The 15,199-nt window shown below is 43.5% G+C and carries 11 protein-coding genes and 2 pseudogenes; 3 read left to right on the top strand and 10 right to left on the bottom strand.

Annotated features, from left to right (window positions below; translation table 11 throughout):
• Nucleotides 1-460: 460 nt before the first annotated feature.
• The gene (gene purT / locus I2I13_RS22150; protein WP_195650535.1) at nucleotides 461-1,627 is read left to right on the top strand and encodes a formate-dependent phosphoribosylglycinamide formyltransferase; all 1,167 of its coding nucleotides are present in this window, start codon (nucleotides 461-463) and stop codon (nucleotides 1,625-1,627) included.
• A gap of 141 nt (nucleotides 1,628-1,768) precedes the next feature.
• Here the strand turns inward: purT and I2I13_RS22155 are convergent, their stop codons facing one another.
• On the bottom strand, nucleotides 1,769-4,903 hold the full coding sequence (locus tag I2I13_RS22155; RefSeq protein WP_148366927.1) for an ATP-binding protein: 3,135 nt from the start codon (nucleotides 4,901-4,903) through the stop codon (nucleotides 1,769-1,771).
• Nucleotides 4,904-5,142: 239 nt separating this feature from the next.
• Nucleotides 5,143-5,418 (bottom strand): annotated as a pseudogene (locus I2I13_RS22160) (N-acetylmuramoyl-L-alanine amidase); the annotation flags it as partial.
• On the opposite strand from I2I13_RS22160, the pseudogene I2I13_RS22165 reads away from it, so the two are divergent.
• Together I2I13_RS22165 and I2I13_RS22170 are read left to right on the top strand one after the other, a co-directional pair.
• A pseudogene (locus I2I13_RS22165) lies at nucleotides 5,379-5,531 on the top strand (phage integrase SAM-like domain-containing protein); the annotation flags it as partial. The pseudogenes I2I13_RS22160 and I2I13_RS22165 sit on opposite strands and share 40 nt — an antisense overlap.
• 256 nt (nucleotides 5,532-5,787) lie before the next feature.
• Nucleotides 5,788-6,624: an Rpn family recombination-promoting nuclease/putative transposase gene (locus tag I2I13_RS22170; RefSeq protein WP_195650531.1), complete on the top strand. Its 837-nt coding sequence runs from the start codon at nucleotides 5,788-5,790 to the stop codon at nucleotides 6,622-6,624.
• A gap of 117 nt (nucleotides 6,625-6,741) precedes the next feature.
• Here I2I13_RS22170 and I2I13_RS22175 read toward each other — a convergent pair whose 3' ends face one another.
• The 8 genes from I2I13_RS22175 to I2I13_RS22210 all read right to left on the bottom strand — a co-directional run.
• Nucleotides 6,742-7,896, bottom strand: coding sequence for an acyltransferase (locus I2I13_RS22175; RefSeq protein ID WP_074557004.1), 1,155 nt, complete (start codon nucleotides 7,894-7,896; stop codon nucleotides 6,742-6,744).
• A 97-nt stretch (nucleotides 7,897-7,993) separates the two neighbouring features.
• Entirely contained in the window at nucleotides 7,994-8,557 is a 564-nt protein-coding gene (locus I2I13_RS22180; protein WP_148366929.1) for a Crp/Fnr family transcriptional regulator, read from the bottom strand.
• A gap of 23 nt (nucleotides 8,558-8,580) precedes the next feature.
• Nucleotides 8,581-9,975 (bottom strand): acyloxyacyl hydrolase, encoded by a 1,395-nt coding sequence (locus tag I2I13_RS22185; protein ID WP_195650532.1) that lies wholly within the window; start codon nucleotides 9,973-9,975, stop codon nucleotides 8,581-8,583.
• A 33-nt stretch (nucleotides 9,976-10,008) separates the two neighbouring features.
• Nucleotides 10,009-10,632: a chloramphenicol acetyltransferase gene (locus tag I2I13_RS22190; RefSeq protein WP_195650533.1), complete on the bottom strand. Its 624-nt coding sequence runs from the start codon at nucleotides 10,630-10,632 to the stop codon at nucleotides 10,009-10,011.
• A 167-nt stretch (nucleotides 10,633-10,799) separates the two neighbouring features.
• A complete protein-coding gene (locus tag I2I13_RS22195) occupies nucleotides 10,800-12,317 on the bottom strand; it encodes a DUF4301 family protein (protein WP_148366932.1) in 1,518 nt (505 codons plus the stop codon).
• Between the two features lie 428 nt (nucleotides 12,318-12,745).
• Nucleotides 12,746-13,756: a ParB/Srx family N-terminal domain-containing protein gene (locus I2I13_RS22200; RefSeq protein ID WP_117980033.1), complete on the bottom strand. Its 1,011-nt coding sequence runs from the start codon at nucleotides 13,754-13,756 to the stop codon at nucleotides 12,746-12,748.
• A 185-nt stretch (nucleotides 13,757-13,941) separates the two neighbouring features.
• Nucleotides 13,942-14,769, bottom strand: coding sequence for a hypothetical protein (locus tag I2I13_RS22205; protein ID WP_032855839.1), 828 nt, complete (start codon nucleotides 14,767-14,769; stop codon nucleotides 13,942-13,944).
• A gap of 3 nt (nucleotides 14,770-14,772) precedes the next feature.
• Nucleotides 14,773-15,199, bottom strand: a 427-nt coding sequence (locus tag I2I13_RS22210; RefSeq protein ID WP_195650534.1) for a hypothetical protein, incomplete at its 5' end; no start/stop codon positions are given.

The following is a 15,199-nucleotide window of genomic DNA, read 5'->3' on the forward strand; positions in this document are numbered from 1 at the left end:
CTTCCTTTTTCATAATTTGTCGTTCGATAACACTTATTAGACCTACAATGACTACAGATTGACCAATTCAGGCAAATTTCTGCTACAAATCAATAGCAAAACAAGTTTGGGGGCAATAATCTATCAATAAACTAAATTAACCCATCGAGTTTCCTATCTCTTTGTTAAAAATCAATGGATTAGCAAAAACAAGAAATAGTGGCAAAAACAACTAGTTTTGTGCTCGAACACAGAAAAGTCCGTATTTTCATGTTTTCCTTAAGAAAGTTTAAAGCCATATTTCCTGTTTTTCTCCTATCTATTCTATTCCTTATATATTCCGCATTTTTGCATTAAGATTCACATCCATCTTTATAAAGTTCCCAATTTGCATAAAAGAGCAATATAATAACGCCACATACAATTATTATCTCATTTTTTTGCTGTAATTTTGCACCACTAATATAAAACACTCAAAATGATGAAGAAAATACTGTTACTCGGTTCCGGCGAACTAGGAAAAGAATTTGTAATTTCAGCTCAACGTAAAGGCCAGCACATCATTGCTTGCGACTCCTATGCAGGAGCACCGGCTATGCAAGTGGCCGATGAATTTGAAGTATTCGACATGCTGAACGGTGAAGAGCTGGAACGCGTGGTGAAGAAACACCGCCCGGACATCATCGTTCCGGAGATTGAAGCCATCCGTACAGAACGCTTATACGACTTCGAGAAAAAAGGTATCCAGGTAGTTCCCAGCGCTCGTGCCGTGAACTTCACGATGAACCGCAAAGCCATTCGCGACCTTGCCGCCCAAGAACTCGGACTGAAAACAGCCAAATACTTCTATGCCAAAACTCTGGAAGAACTGAAAGAAGCTGCCGATAAAATCGGTTTCCCTTGTGTCGTTAAACCGTTGATGTCTTCTTCCGGCAAAGGACAATCGCTTGTGAAGAGTGCCGACGAACTCGAACATGCCTGGGAATACGGATGCAGCGGCAGTCGTGGCGATATTCGCGAACTTATCATTGAAGAATTTATCAAGTTCGACAGCGAAATCACCTTGCTCACCGTTACCCAAAAGAACGGCCCTACCCTCTTCTGCCCTCCCATCGGACACGTGCAGAAAGGTGGCGACTATCGTGAAAGTTTCCAGCCTGCACACATTGATCCTGCCCATTTGAAAGAAGCGGAAGAGATGGCGGAGAAAGTAACCCGTGCCCTCACAGGTGCAGGACTTTGGGGAGTTGAGTTCTTCCTAAGCCATGATAATGGAGTCTATTTCTCCGAACTCTCTCCTCGTCCGCATGACACAGGTATGGTGACACTGGCGGGCACACAAAACCTGAATGAATTTGAACTCCACTTACGTGCCGTGCTCGGCCTGCCCATTCCCGGCATCAAACAAGAACGGATAGGTGCAAGCGCTGTGATCCTTTCCCCGATTGCCAGTCAGGAACGCCCTCAATATCGCGGACTGGAAGAAGTGACGAAAGAAGAAGACACCTACCTCCGCATATTCGGCAAACCGTTTACCCGCGTCAACCGCCGTATGGGAGTAGTGCTTTGCTATGCTCCGCTGAATGCCGATTTGGATGCCCTGCGTGATAAGGCAAAGAGAATTGCCGGGAAAGTAGAGGTTTATTAAAATCCAAAGAACCATAGAAAACTAGAGGAATCATAGAGAAGATAAAAAACGAGGCGTGTGTCGAAAGTTAGTGATTACCACTTATTGACACACGCCTCACTTTTTCAGAGAATATCTATCGATTCATCACCATCTTATTCTTTAGAAGAACACCATCCGCTTGTTTATAATTTCAAAAAGTTTGTTTTTTAGCACATTAGCATTGATCGGTTTGGAAGCATAGCCGTCGAACCCTTCGCTAAGAATACGCTGCTCATCCGAAGCATAAGCATAAGCCGTGATAGCGATGATAGGAATTTCGGCAGATAGTTTGCGTATCTCTTTCGTTGCTTCGTATCCGTTCATTATAGGCATATTGATGTCCATCAATACAATATGCGGATGCTTCTCCTTGAACAAATCGACAGCCTCCTGACCATTCCAGGCATGGATAATATTGAAATCCTTGTGCAAGATATTCTCGAACAATTTATAATTACTCTCGTTATCTTCGGCAATCAAAATACTGATATCATCGCGATGCACGTGCATCATGTCGAACTTCGGTTCCTGCGACTGCATCTTTTTTACAGGATGATAAGGCAGCGTAAACCAGAAAGTAGAACCCTTTCCGTACTCCGATTCCACACCTATTTTCCCTCCCATGTGCTCCACAATCATCTGGCAGATTGAAAGTCCGAGTCCTGTGCCTTGCGCAAAACTGTTGAGCTTCACAAAGCGGTTGAACACCGTTCCCAGTTTGTCCTCCTGTATGCCACAGCCCGTGTCGGTCACATAAAAGCGCAACATATTCTCTTCTTTCTCCAGTGTATATCCGAAAGTGATGCTGCCGCCTTTATCGGTGAATTTGATTGCATTGGTGATAAGATTCGTAATCACTTGGTTCAACCGGTTGCCATCTGTTTCAATACAACAATCCGGCATAGGCTCCATCAGGCTGAAAGCCAGCCCTTTTTCTTCCGTTCGGGCTTGCAGTGAGCATTTTATACCCCGCAAAATCTCGCTCAAATGCTTGGGCAGGTAAGCAAACTCAAGTGTGCCCGATTCTATTTTGGACAAGTCGAGGATGTCGCCCACCAGTTGCAACAGCAGCTTGTTGTTGTTTTCGATGATCGTAATATACTCTTCTTTTTCTTCCGGTTCCTCTACGGTAGGTAATAGTCCGGAGAAACCGACAATCGCATTCAGCGGCGTGCGTATCTCGTGGCTCATATTGGCAAGGAAGGCACTCTTCAGGCGATTCGATTCCTCGGCACGGTCCTTGGCACTTACCAATTCCTCTTCCAAAGCCTTGCGGGCGGTAATCACCAATGAAGAACCTACCAACGTCAGCGGGCGACCGTTTTCGTCACGGGTGGCAACAGTTGCCTGTGCTTCCACCCAGTCCGTTTGCAGTCCCGTAGCCGTGCGGGTAACCACCCGGTATTCTTCTTTCACCTTCTTGATAGTTCCGGTTATCAAATCCTGATAAGCCTTCTCGATGCGTGGCCGGTCTTCCCTGAATATTTTTGCAAAGTACTGTGCATCCGGCACAGAAAGTTGCTCTTCGGTAACATCCTGTTCTTCGGTGCTCAATTCGATAGGACGGTTTATGTCGCAAAGAATCATCCTCCGTTCCAGATCCCACTTCCAAGGAATGATGTCGGCCACTTCGAGAGCCATAATCAACTTCTGGTTTGTGGCGTTCAGTTTTTGCTGGGTGTGATACAAATCCGTGCTGTCCACACCAAACACATCTATGTAATCTTTCTTCGAGCTAAGAGCCAGCACGATTTCCTGATGCTTATTGGTCTGTGGGGTATAAAATGAATACGTGATCGGACGTTTTCCCTTATCCAGAATCTTCACATAGTTTATAGAGGCAAGGAAGTTTGTTCCAAACAATTCACTGGCCCGTTTGCCGATTACATCCACTTTAGATTCATACTGTTTCAGGAAATGCTTGTTTATGGAACAGATTTCCATATCAACGATTTCGCCCTCATCATCACGTATCAGACGTTCACGGGCATAGATGATAGGCATATTATCAAACAAATCCGACAACTCTTGTGCCGTTTCCAATTGCGTCTGTTGGGCTTCACGCACCCTGCCTAACGCTTTTATTCTTATATATTGATAAAGCACCACAAAGAGAATAACAAAGAAAGCGATAATGGCTATGAATAAATAGCCATACTGCTGCCATACAGTTTGCGGACGGTTGAAAAAGACAGAACCGGACGGACAACTGTCCGGCGAGAAATTCCGTTGCAACAAAGCGGGATAATTGAATATATTTTCTCCCTTCGGAATGTAAAACGGGATAGTGCGCGGAGCAACTCCCGACAGTACAGCGGAGAGTGTTTTGAGCAACTGCTCGTTGAAATCCGTTTGTGAATACATAAACCCTCCTATCATTCCGCTATTTACGACCAGAGAGTTTTTAAGTGCAAATATCGGAGTCACACTATTGGAGATTACCTGGAATGAATTAGCTTGCAACTGCACATTTCCGGCTACCACCTGACGGGTGAACCAGGATGAAAGAAGTACTCCCGTGGTAGCACTGTCCACTTTGTTCAGTTTCAACAGCAAACTGTCCGTAGTCATATTTGCAGCCGAATAGAAATCATATTCCAGCTCCGGATATGCCTTCTGCAATAACTGTTTCATGTCAGTATTGAGTTGCTGATTCACATAACGTCCGTCTCCGATCAGGATAATCTTCTTCATACCGGGAATCATATGTTGCAGCAGCTTCACATTTTCCTCAATAAACACACGGGTCTGGAGCAGTGTGAGATTATACTCTTCGGTGAAGTTGGTAAGCGGAACCTGTTCGGACGGTACTACCGGATATTTTTTAATGTAGCAGTCATCGGGACCCATATAACTCTCTTCCCCGCACAAAATGAGGGGAACATCTCCCCATGCTTCACGCATCTCATTGCGGAAGAGCATCATCGAGTTGCCCAACAGCAATACGGCTTTAGGTTTCTTCTTTCCATATTTGGCAAAGATATTCGTTTTGAGGTCCGCCAGTTTCAAGCTGTCATCAATCATCAGCATATTCATGTTTTCCACATATACTTCTGTTTTTCTTTCCATGTTCAGCCATTGCAGAACAGGGGAAATGATGGCATTACTCCAAGGAGCATCCGATGTATAGGTATTAAGTATTAGCAGATAATCACTCTGGAAAATGGTATCTTCTTTCACTTGAGGAAAAACGGTGAGAGTCCAAAGGCATAGACTTACCAGCAAAATGGCTTTACGGAACTTTAGTGCTTCCATATTTTCTTGTTGTTTTATTTGTGATATTGATAAACTTCGCAAATCTATGATTTATTTTTGGTATTTTGAGTAAAAACATCAAAAAAAGAAATGATTTTCACTCACTTTCCGAAAAATATCAGTTTATCTTCGTTATTATGCGAATCCCGTTCCAGAAAGTGCATACGCACACTCTGAAACGGGACTACACTTTTGAATGACTCCGGATTCATCGTCCAAAAAAATTTCTACATACCTATTTATATAATTATGTCTTTCTCCGGCGACCCGAATTCGGCTTTTACCTCAAAACAGGGACACGATTTCACCCATTCTTCCGGCTCTATTTCACCATTTCCGTTCAGGTCGGGACTAAGATCACGATGGCCGCACACCCTGCAATCCGGGTAATCCCGCAACAACGTGAGAACCAATACGCGCAGTGAGTGCTTCTGCCATTCGGTACGGGTGTCTTTGGGCTGCCCTGTGCGGTCGACATGTGTACCGAAGCAGTTTGAATGCAATCCGCACTTTTCTGGGTTCGGACAAGATGCCGTTTCGGCAACTGACGCCCAAATGGTTGAAGCGTTTTGAGAACAGTCTACGGGAACATGGATGCAGTTGGAACACGGTGTCTACTTATCTGCGGAAAGATTATTGATTTTGTGAAGCGGTCAAGAGGGAAAGCAATCTCCTGACAAATAAGACGTTACTTCGTAGGTAACGGAAATTTAATTTGAAACGAAAAGGACACAGAGTATGTATATACTGTAACTGTCAACATGCCGGATGATGGAAAAGTAGAAGCCGGACAATAGTCACCTTTTGGATTATTTTATCCTTCTCCTTGACCATATTCAACAAAAAAGCGCTATCTTTGTTTTGTAATTGAGACACAACATACAATGGGAAGATTTATCAATCCCTTTACCGATTTTGGCTTTAAGTTTTTATTCGGCAGAGAGGTAGAAAAGGAGTTATTAATTGACTTCTTGAATGATTTGCTCGTAGGAGAGCACATAATCACCGACATCCAGTTCCTCAACAACGAACAGCAGCCGGAAGTAAAAACAGAGCGAGGTATTATCTACGACATATATTGCGTAACCGACACGGGCGAACGCATTATCGTAGAAATGCAGAACCGGGAACAGCCTTATTTTAAAGACCGTGCCCTCTTCTATCTCTCACGAGCCATCACGCAGCAAGCAAAAAAAGGTGTTTGGGACTTCCAGTTGGATGCAGTGTATGGAGTGTTCTTCATGAATTTCGTGATGGACAAGGATATGCCCGCTAAAATCAGAACGGATATTATACTTTCTGACAGGGATACTGGGAAGCTCTTCAACAACAAGTTCCGGCAAATCTTTATCGAACTGCCGAACTTCAACAAAGAAGAGGATGAATGTGAAAACGATTTTGAACGCTGGATTTATATATTAAAGCATATGGACACACTTGACAGAATGCCTTTCAAGGCTCGCAAAGCAGTTTTTGAACGACTGGAGAAGTTGGCTTCCAAAGCGAATATGACCCAGGAAGAAAGAGCGCAGTACGAGGAAGAATGGAAAATTTACAACGATTATTTTAATACGTTGGACTTTGCTGAACAGAAAGGACGACGGGAAGGACGGCAAGAAGTTCTTATCGAAACCGCCCGCAGGTTCAAAGAAATGGGATTTACTACTGAAATGATTGCCAAAGGCACCGGACTTTCAAAAGAAGAAATAGAAAAGCTATAAAATCGACTTATTACGATTAGTACCTCCTCGGAGGAAAACAGGAATACATATCAGAAAAATAAAAGTCCCGTTTTGTCTTGCAACAAAACGGGACTTTCTCTATAAAAAAACTACTACCTATCGTTTCTTGCTCAAGAAACGCTTTGCCAAATACTTACGCAAAGGTTCATCATAGAATTTCAAGCTTAGATAAGCCAGTACAATGCATAATGCGTAAACACATAAAGCTACCTGCCAAGTCTCGCCCAGCGTATAGAGTTGATTCTTAATCAGCCATGCATAGAACAGATACATCAACGGATAGTGTATCACGTAGATCGGATAAGATATATCTCCCAAGAACTTACATATCTGCGTTGACCGCTTATCCGTCGTACTTCCCGACGCACCCAGCCACACAAGGATAGGGAAAGCTACGACAATGCAAAACGCTTCATACACACCGTTCGTACAAACCGGCTCTGCACCCTCCAAATAAGGAACGGAAAACAGGGCAATCAATACAAGGGTACATATCCAGAAAGCGCCTTTCACTTTCACAGGTTTGAAGTTGCGGGATAAAAGCATACCCAAAGAGAAAGGGAAAAGCATTCTCAATGATCCGCCCAAGAAGTTTACGCCATCCAGCGTCCATCCTACCCCCATGTTTCCATAACCGGAGACATCGAAGATGGCGAATGACGTCAACGCCACTCCCAACAATACCACCATCACAGTCAACGCCTTATTAGACAGACGGCGAATGAACAACGCATAAAGGATATTGCCTATATATTCGAAAAATAACGACCAGCACGGCCCGTTCAGCGGAAACATCTCGCCATTGCCACGAACCTCATAGCCCGCCCCCGGCATGGCAGGAATGAAAAATATCGTGCAAAGAAGAGACAACATCACCATGGATATGGCAACGTGTGTTCCATCCCATTGCACAGAGCCCTGAATGCAGAACGTGATAGCTCCCAGAACAGCCCCCAGAACAACCATGGGATGAAGACGTATCAACCGGCGTTTAAAGAAATCTTTCATGGTGAGACTCTTACCCCAACGGTCGTCGTAAGCGTAACCGATCACAAAACCCGAAAGGATAAAAAAGAAATCCACGGCCAAATATCCGTGATTCAAAGTTTCAATAGCACTATTACTGGCAAAAGCAAAGCCCTCGAATACATGATACCAGATCACCATAAGAGCCGCCACACCGCGAAGTCCGTCAAGAAGATCATAATGCGCCTTGGTGTCTGAAAAGGCTGAAGCAGAAATGTTCGACATTTGTTTTTCTATTAGTAAGTTAGTATTTTCAGAGGACAAAGATACGGTTTGCGCTACGAAGTTTCTTTGCTCTAAAGCAAAAAAGCCCTGCTAATCGCTATTTTTTAGCGCGCACCCGGCTAAGGGTATAGATGGAAATGCCCAAAAAAGCAGCCACATATTTCAGCTTCACCCGGTTTATAAGTCCGGGATAGCGGCGGTTGAACTGTTCGTAGCGTTCTTTAGGCGAAAGTTGGAGGCGTTCCACAAACATGTGGCTAAGCTCCTTGTTTACATTCTGATGCAGGATTCTTCCCCAGTTGGCTATGTCGATATACGTTTCGTAGAGGGCATTCAGCTTGTCGATGTGGATAACGTAGATTTTGCAAGCGGAAAGCGTTTCAACGCTTTCTATCGATGGTTGCTGATAGTAGAGCGAATCCATGCCGAACGTAACGTCACCCTCCTGACTGAACCACGTAGTGGTGTCCTCTCCGTTGTGATGGAATATAGAACGGGCAATGCCCTCTTCAATGAAATAAACCAAGCGGTCTGTCACTCCTGCCTGAACAATATAGGTATCTTTGGGATAATACCTTAATTCCATATTCGCCTGAAGCGCTTGAAGTGCTTCGTCGGAAACCGGATAGATTTGCCTGATTTTACGAATGATATTTTCCATTTGGGGGAATGGCGTATTGGGGGTTAATGACGTACTTTAGGATATTTATTATTAAAACGGAAACCAAGACCGAGCATCAGATAATTAGGAGTCTGGAAATCCTGAAGATTGTAGCCGATGTGAAGGAATGAACTCCGGGTGACGTCTATCTTCAACGCAAAGACCTGATACAATCCGCGCAAATCGCCACGCCCCAGCACATTTGTTCCCAAGCCGACACCGATGGTAAAAAACGGCATCACGTATTCTGCCCGTCCGGAAAGTCCCAGCGCAAGCTGATGCTGAATGCCCGGCACGAGAAATTTACGACGGGAGGAACCGCTGCCGCCATCGTACTCTACCAGCGCATCTTCGGTGTACACATTGGCACTACCGTCATAGACACCATCCAGCGAGACTCCGAAGCGCAGCTTATAGTTGAGATTGTACATCGGAGCAAAGTTGAATCCCGCTACGGGATAGCTGCCCGGTGATGCAATCTGTTTCTCGCCCACATAGACACCTTTCCGGCGCCACGAGCCGAACAACACAAGGTCATAACTGACGTGCCGCGGAAAACGGGGAACGTAGGGATGAACCAATGATTTAGTGAGGTCGGCTTCTTCCCGGTTGAAGTTGTACACCAGTCCGATTTTCGCTCCGGTGGTGTTGACACCTGCATTGGGAAACTTGGTGTTGCCGTTAGAGAAATGCGTGAAGTCTCCGCCGATGATAAAGTCGAAATAACGGGAAAGCGACCAGTTAAGGTAGATACCTGCGTTGAGATAGGCATTCACCCGTGAGCCTACGGCTCCGTTGTAAGAGTTGTAATCGTTGTCATAAGGTTTCCATCCGGCAGAGATACCGAAATTCCACTCGTAATTGAGCGAAAGGCGGGGATTGAAACGGGCAATGCGTGCACCTTGAAAGACATAGAACGTCACAGGATCACCCAGCTGCTTTTTATCGCCAAAGGTGGTGAAGGCCAAGCCGAAACCTTGATAGGCTCCGCCATAGATGCGGTCGGCACAGGTGTTGGGACGAAACTTGAAAGAGTATTTCAGATGAGCGGCAAATGAACTCTGGATGGGTTTCCACCGTTCGTTCTCGCCTTGCAGGAAAGGATTGGTGGGGAACACGTATTGCGGCCGCGCCTCTATCCCCAACCGGTGAATGAAATGGTGGGGAACGTAGGGAGCTACGGTGTCGGCTCCGCATTGCGGGAAACTGTTGTGCCGGAAGCCATGAATTTCTTCCTGCAATCTCCGCACTTCTTCACGAAGTTGGCGGACGTCCTGCCGGAGCTGTTTCACCTCTTGCCGCATTTCCTTCATCTCTTTCTCTTCCTGCCCTACCTCCTGCGCACAAAGCGAAGTGCCGGGAAAAAGCAAAGCGGAACAGATTACGGCAATTTCCCATCTGGGTATCTTTACTCTCATATAATAGTCTGGTTAGTCTTTTCAGAACGGAAGTTATAAATGGAGCTTCTCAATAAACTGTGCCACATGATAGCCGTCCATCAATCCATGATGGCAGGTTACGGAAACGGGCATCATCAGTCTTTCTCCGTCGCGGAAGTACTTTCCGGTGGAGATTTTGGGAACACTGTCGCCCAAACGCATATTGGTGGGGTGCTTCATGTCGGTGAATGAGAGCCACGGCACTGCCGAATAATGAATGGCATTGGGATGGAAAGTGCCTCCTTTGTTGAGTCCCGTAGTGGCTTGCAAACGTTCCATCTCTGCTTTTGCCCGACGGATAAAGACGAGTTCGTCCGGATCGTATTCAAAGGCGGCAAAAGAAAAGGTATGGTCGGCACGGCCTACGGTAGCTTCGGGCAGAAGGCTGTCATAGCACACCACCTTATCGCCTTCGATGCGGTAACGGAATTCTTCTACCGCAGCAGCGGCTGTCGTTATCCGGTGGAGGACTAACAGGGAAAAGGATATGCCTTTGGCTTTGGCTTCCTGATACGCGCGCGTACAGTCTACCTGAACGGTTACTCCGAAAAACGGATCGTCAAAAGCACTGAAATGTTCGTAATGTTCTCTTCTGTTCCAAGTAGCAATATCGATGATCTTCTCTATCTGATTCATTCTAAACACTCTTTTTTAAGTTTCACCACAGAGGACACAAAGGACACAGAGTTTTTTCGGTAAGGTAAGACCGGAAGTAATGGAATCAATTGCATTAATCCGGTGAAAAAGTTCTATAAAAGCTCTATAAAATCTCTGTGTCCTCTGTGTCCTCTGTGGTGAATAAATTACTGATGTTGCTCACGCAACAGGTCGTTCACTGTTTTTACCGGGTTGAAGGTGGAAAGTGGCACTTCTACGAAGACGGTATTCCAGTCGCTCATCGCACCGTTCCACAAGCCGGGAAGTTCGAGAGCTTTCAGGTCTTTGCCGTTCTTCGATTTGTAGGAGATGAAGCCTGTTGCCTTATCTACGTACTTCACCAAGTCGAATTTATGTCCTTTATAATCGCGCACAGCACATACGAGGTCTACCGGATTGAAGTGTGTGCCTTTCTCGAACATTTCTTTCTTCTCCGGATCGTCCATGTCGATCTGTGAGCTTTCGAGGATTTGCAGGGAGATGGTTCCGTCGCTGTTGTAAGCAAGGAACGGGCCGCCACCGGGTTCGCCTACGTTCTTCACCATTCCGCAGACACGCATCGGGCGGTTGAACTTGTTTTTCAGGTAGATGGCGAGTACGGAATCTTCGAGGTCTTTCGTCTCCGGATTCTTGCAGAAGAGTTTCTTTTGCAGGAATTGAAGCATTTCCATCATCTGGTCATGGGTGTATTTACCGCTGTCGAGCAGGGTAAGATATTCGAATACTTGTTTTTGCAAAGTCACGAGCACTCCGGCAATCAGTTTCTTATAAGTAACGGTGTCGGCCTTCAGTCTGTCGGGCACTACGTTGTCGATGTTCTTGATGAAGATAATATCTGCATCAAGGTCGTTCAGATTCTCAATCAGTGCACCGTGGCCACCGGGACGGAACAGCAGTTTGCCGTTGTCGCGGAAAGGTTGGTTGTCCATGTCGGCGGCAATCGTGTCGGTACTCGGCTTCTGTTCGGAGAAGGTGATGTAATAATCCACTCCATAGCGTTTGGAAAATTCGTCTACCTTTTCGGCTACCAATTTCTTGAAAAGTTCGCGATGTTCGGTAGATACCGTGAAGTGCACATTCACTTTACCGCTCTTTCCGGCAGCATACATGGCTCCTTCGGCGAGATGTTCTTCCATCGGTGTGCGTGAACCTTCGGGGTACTTATGGAATTTGAGCAGACCTTTCGGCAATGCGCCATAATTCAGTCCGGCAGTTTCGAGCAGGGCGGACACCACTGCTTTATAGTTACCTTCTTCGATCAGTCCGGAAATATCTTTTCCGTCGATACGCTGGCAGGCTACATTCAGATCGTCATAGAAAGCAAAATCCTTGATTCCGTCAAAGAATGCCTGTTCGAACTTGGTAGTCGGCCGGTCATAGTCGGCGGACAGGAACTCGAATAGGTTCTTGAACATACGACTCGCTGCACCGGAAGCGGGCACGAACTTCACAACAGTCTTACCTGTGTTTGTATACGCATCCCAAGCGGCCAGATAAGCCTTCTGTTCTTCTGCATCGGGAGCCAATATTCCTTTTTCGATGGAAGCGGCTGCATCCAGTTTCAAAAAGGGGAAACCCGTCTGGAAGCATGCTAATTGTTCTGCAATTTGCTCTTCCGTAATGCCTTTCTTGGCAAGCAACTCTTTGTCCTGTGTCGTTATCATAATATCTAATTTTATTAATTGATGCCCAAAAATACAAAATGTTATTTACTTCTTGCCGAATAACCGGGAAAAAAACTAATTTTCCTTCCATATTTCATTATCAGTCACTTACGAAGAAGTGTTATTCATTTATGTACTTTTCAGCGTTATTTGAACACAACAAAGATAGATAAATATCCGATGTTATCACAGAATTTGTAGAATAAATAGAGTTAACCGATTACAATAATATTACAGACCTTTTGGATATTTGAAATCTTACCAGCCGTGGAAAGTTGGGGAGCGTGTGGTTTAAAGCACTTTCCTGATAAAATTTCACCCCATACCCCTACTGTTGAGACGAACGGTAAACCAGCTAGCAATAAAACAACAAAAAAGCCAGCTAACATTACGCTAGCTGGCAACTGACATCAACGGATAAAGATTAACTATTTTATTTTCTCATTTAGTATCTCCATAAAGTTATGCTTCTGTGCATCTTCCATTATACTGTTTATAGCTGGCTTCTTTACTTTCTTTAACATTCCAAGCAGCTTTGTATAGTTAGTTCCTTGATTGCTCTTCCTAATAATCCAGTCGATGAAGAATCCTTTAGCCAAGAAACGATAAGTAAATCCTGCATCCAAACCAGCTTTAATAATCTTCTCTGCTTTTTCAACCAGCTTATTTGGTTCATCGCCCACATATTTAGTAAGAGTATCCTCTCCATATTTACACGTCTCTGCCAGTACCGATTCTTTTATGTCAGCAGAATAAATCAGATACTTACTAAGTGTTGTCAACTTAAACCCACCATTTGGTAGCATATCATCTGCTTCACCTTTCTTTGTTCTTTGGTGTTGTATATCCATATACTTAACTATGAACTTCAAAACCTCATTATCAGGATAGGCAGCATAAGCCTGTTTTGCAAAATCTCCTTTAGTCCACTTTACTGACGTATTGTTCATTTCTGAAATCGTAATCCGTATATCCTCATCCTCAACCAGCGAATACATAGCCTTTATCTGTGTAGGAGCTTTAGGCGTAAATTCTTCTGGCTTATTTTCTGGTTTACTACCGTCCTTCTGCCATTTCTTCATTGCCTTTTCATACTTCTTCTTATTATTTGCATCTTTTTCTCGAAGCTCCATTATAGCCCTATACCTGTGCTGACCTTCAATAATGACCAAATAATCATTAGCTTTAGAGGAATCTATTGGCAGTCCAGATACAGGTTCTTTCAAACTTAACCCTGCGTTTACCACATCTTCACCATCAACCACAACAAGCGGAACATACTGTGAATGTTCTCCGATAGACTTGACTTTATCATTCAGGTTAGCCTTGTTAATGTCTCGATTGATACCGCCAGCAATAAAAGCCACTTTCTTTCCTTCGTTCAATTCTCTTGATTCCAGAGTAAAGATTTCATTCTTCATACTTTCTTTTGTTTTCATACTTCTTTTGCAGTTTTTAGACTGGTGCGCTCCAGCTTTATTTGTTATACTGCAAAGATGATGCTTTATTAAGAGTACTAACAGGGATAAAAAAACACAGCTTTCCTATTCCCCTACTTCACAAGCTGTAGAATGAAGTATTTAGAGAATAAGAAAGCAGAAATAAACAATAAAATAAGTCTCAATCAATAATAAAATGCATTCAAACTCCTTATGTCCTTATCTTTATATTGCTTCAACAGGGACTTCAAGTAGTCATAATCAACCAACACACTTTCGTTGCTCACGATACCAGTGAAGTATAGTAGATGAGAAATCAGCGTCTTTTCCTTGTCAGACATATTAGCTCCCTTCTTTCTCTTTTCTTTTACCTGTTCTTGATAATTCAAGGCAGTGATAATCATTTGTGAGAAATAATAAGCGAATACAGAGAATGATTCAGTATGTGGATTGCTCAAGTCAACGCTGGCAGTATTCATTTGGTCTGAATTTACTGTTTCCAATCCGTCTGCACAAAACTTGGCTATACTAGCAATAGCCGTTTTATTATCTATCACGATATTCTTCCTACCTATTTTCAACGTAATACAAATTGGGCTTTTAAAGACTGCACCAAACGGAGTATCTCTTTTATAATCCTCACTGATAGCATTAACAAACCTTTCTATCTGTTCTTTAGGGGATTCTTTTATTTCTATACCCTCCATACATTTACCCCAACTGCAATCATAACAGAAAAGCAATAGATACCAAAACTTTTCAGCATCTAAATCTAATGTAGTAAGTAAATCCTGCAATTCTTTATTCTTTATGTATGAATCAAACGAGAATCTACCTTTCAATATTCCTCTGTTGTATCTTCCTTTAAAAGTGTCTGGCGTTTGTGACGGCAACATATATGCCTGTCCTGTTTCTTCGTCATAATCAAAATCAGGGAAATATTCTTGTGTCACTGGATATATATACTCTAGTAGCTCGCTATACTGTATTGAGAACTTATCTACTGGCTTCATTACCTACTTTTGTTCTTTTATATATTTCCAAATAGCAGCTAGAATTTCATCAAAATCTTCAATAGTATAACCTGTTTCAAGTTTCTGCTTACAAGTCGGATTATTTATTTTTCTAATATAGGGTATAGGATAATAATCTATTACTCCACCACAATTGAGACTTGTAAATTCCAATTTGTACATCTCCCAAGTATCAAATACTACTTCACAAGGTTCATATTCGTTATTAAAGAAGCCAATCGTATTTAGAGAGGTTTCTTTATTATTCTTGAAAGAATAGCTATATGCTCCTATAGGAATAATATATCGTATATTTATTAAAGACTTCGTCCCTAAAGTCCTTTCTACATAGGAACTTTCTAAATTTTCTTTTATATAAATAAAGTAGTTTTCGTTTTTATACGAATGAGACTCATTATTCCATTCCCCT

The sequence above is a fragment of the Bacteroides sp. D55t1_190419_B8 genome (assembly GCF_015558905.1).
GTDB classification, from domain to species: Bacteria; Bacteroidota; Bacteroidia; order Bacteroidales; family Bacteroidaceae; genus Bacteroides; species Bacteroides vicugnae.

What these genes read in the sequence shown, in the direction of transcription:
- I2I13_RS22180 (WP_148366929.1), bottom strand. Translation starts at nt 8,557, where the DNA reads ATGGAAAATATCATTCGTAAAATCAGGCAAATCTATCCGGTTTCCGAC.
- I2I13_RS22200 (WP_117980033.1), bottom strand. Translation starts at nt 13,756, where the DNA reads ATGAAAACAAAAGAAAGTATGAAGAATGAAATCTTTACTCTGGAATCA.
- purT (WP_195650535.1), top strand. Translation starts at nt 461, where the DNA reads ATGAAGAAAATACTGTTACTCGGTTCCGGCGAACTAGGAAAAGAATTT.
- I2I13_RS22190 (WP_195650533.1), bottom strand. Translation starts at nt 10,632, where the DNA reads ATGAATCAGATAGAGAAGATCATCGATATTGCTACTTGGAACAGAAGA.
- I2I13_RS22185 (WP_195650532.1), bottom strand. Translation starts at nt 9,975, where the DNA reads ATGAGAGTAAAGATACCCAGATGGGAAATTGCCGTAATCTGTTCCGCT.
- I2I13_RS22205 (WP_032855839.1), bottom strand. Translation starts at nt 14,769, where the DNA reads ATGAAGCCAGTAGATAAGTTCTCAATACAGTATAGCGAGCTACTAGAG.
- I2I13_RS22195 (WP_148366932.1), bottom strand. Translation starts at nt 12,317, where the DNA reads ATGATAACGACACAGGACAAAGAGTTGCTTGCCAAGAAAGGCATTACG.
- I2I13_RS22170 (WP_195650531.1), top strand. Translation starts at nt 5,788, where the DNA reads ATGGGAAGATTTATCAATCCCTTTACCGATTTTGGCTTTAAGTTTTTA.
- I2I13_RS22155 (WP_148366927.1), bottom strand. Translation starts at nt 4,903, where the DNA reads ATGGAAGCACTAAAGTTCCGTAAAGCCATTTTGCTGGTAAGTCTATGC.
- I2I13_RS22175 (WP_074557004.1), bottom strand. Translation starts at nt 7,896, where the DNA reads ATGTCGAACATTTCTGCTTCAGCCTTTTCAGACACCAAGGCGCATTAT.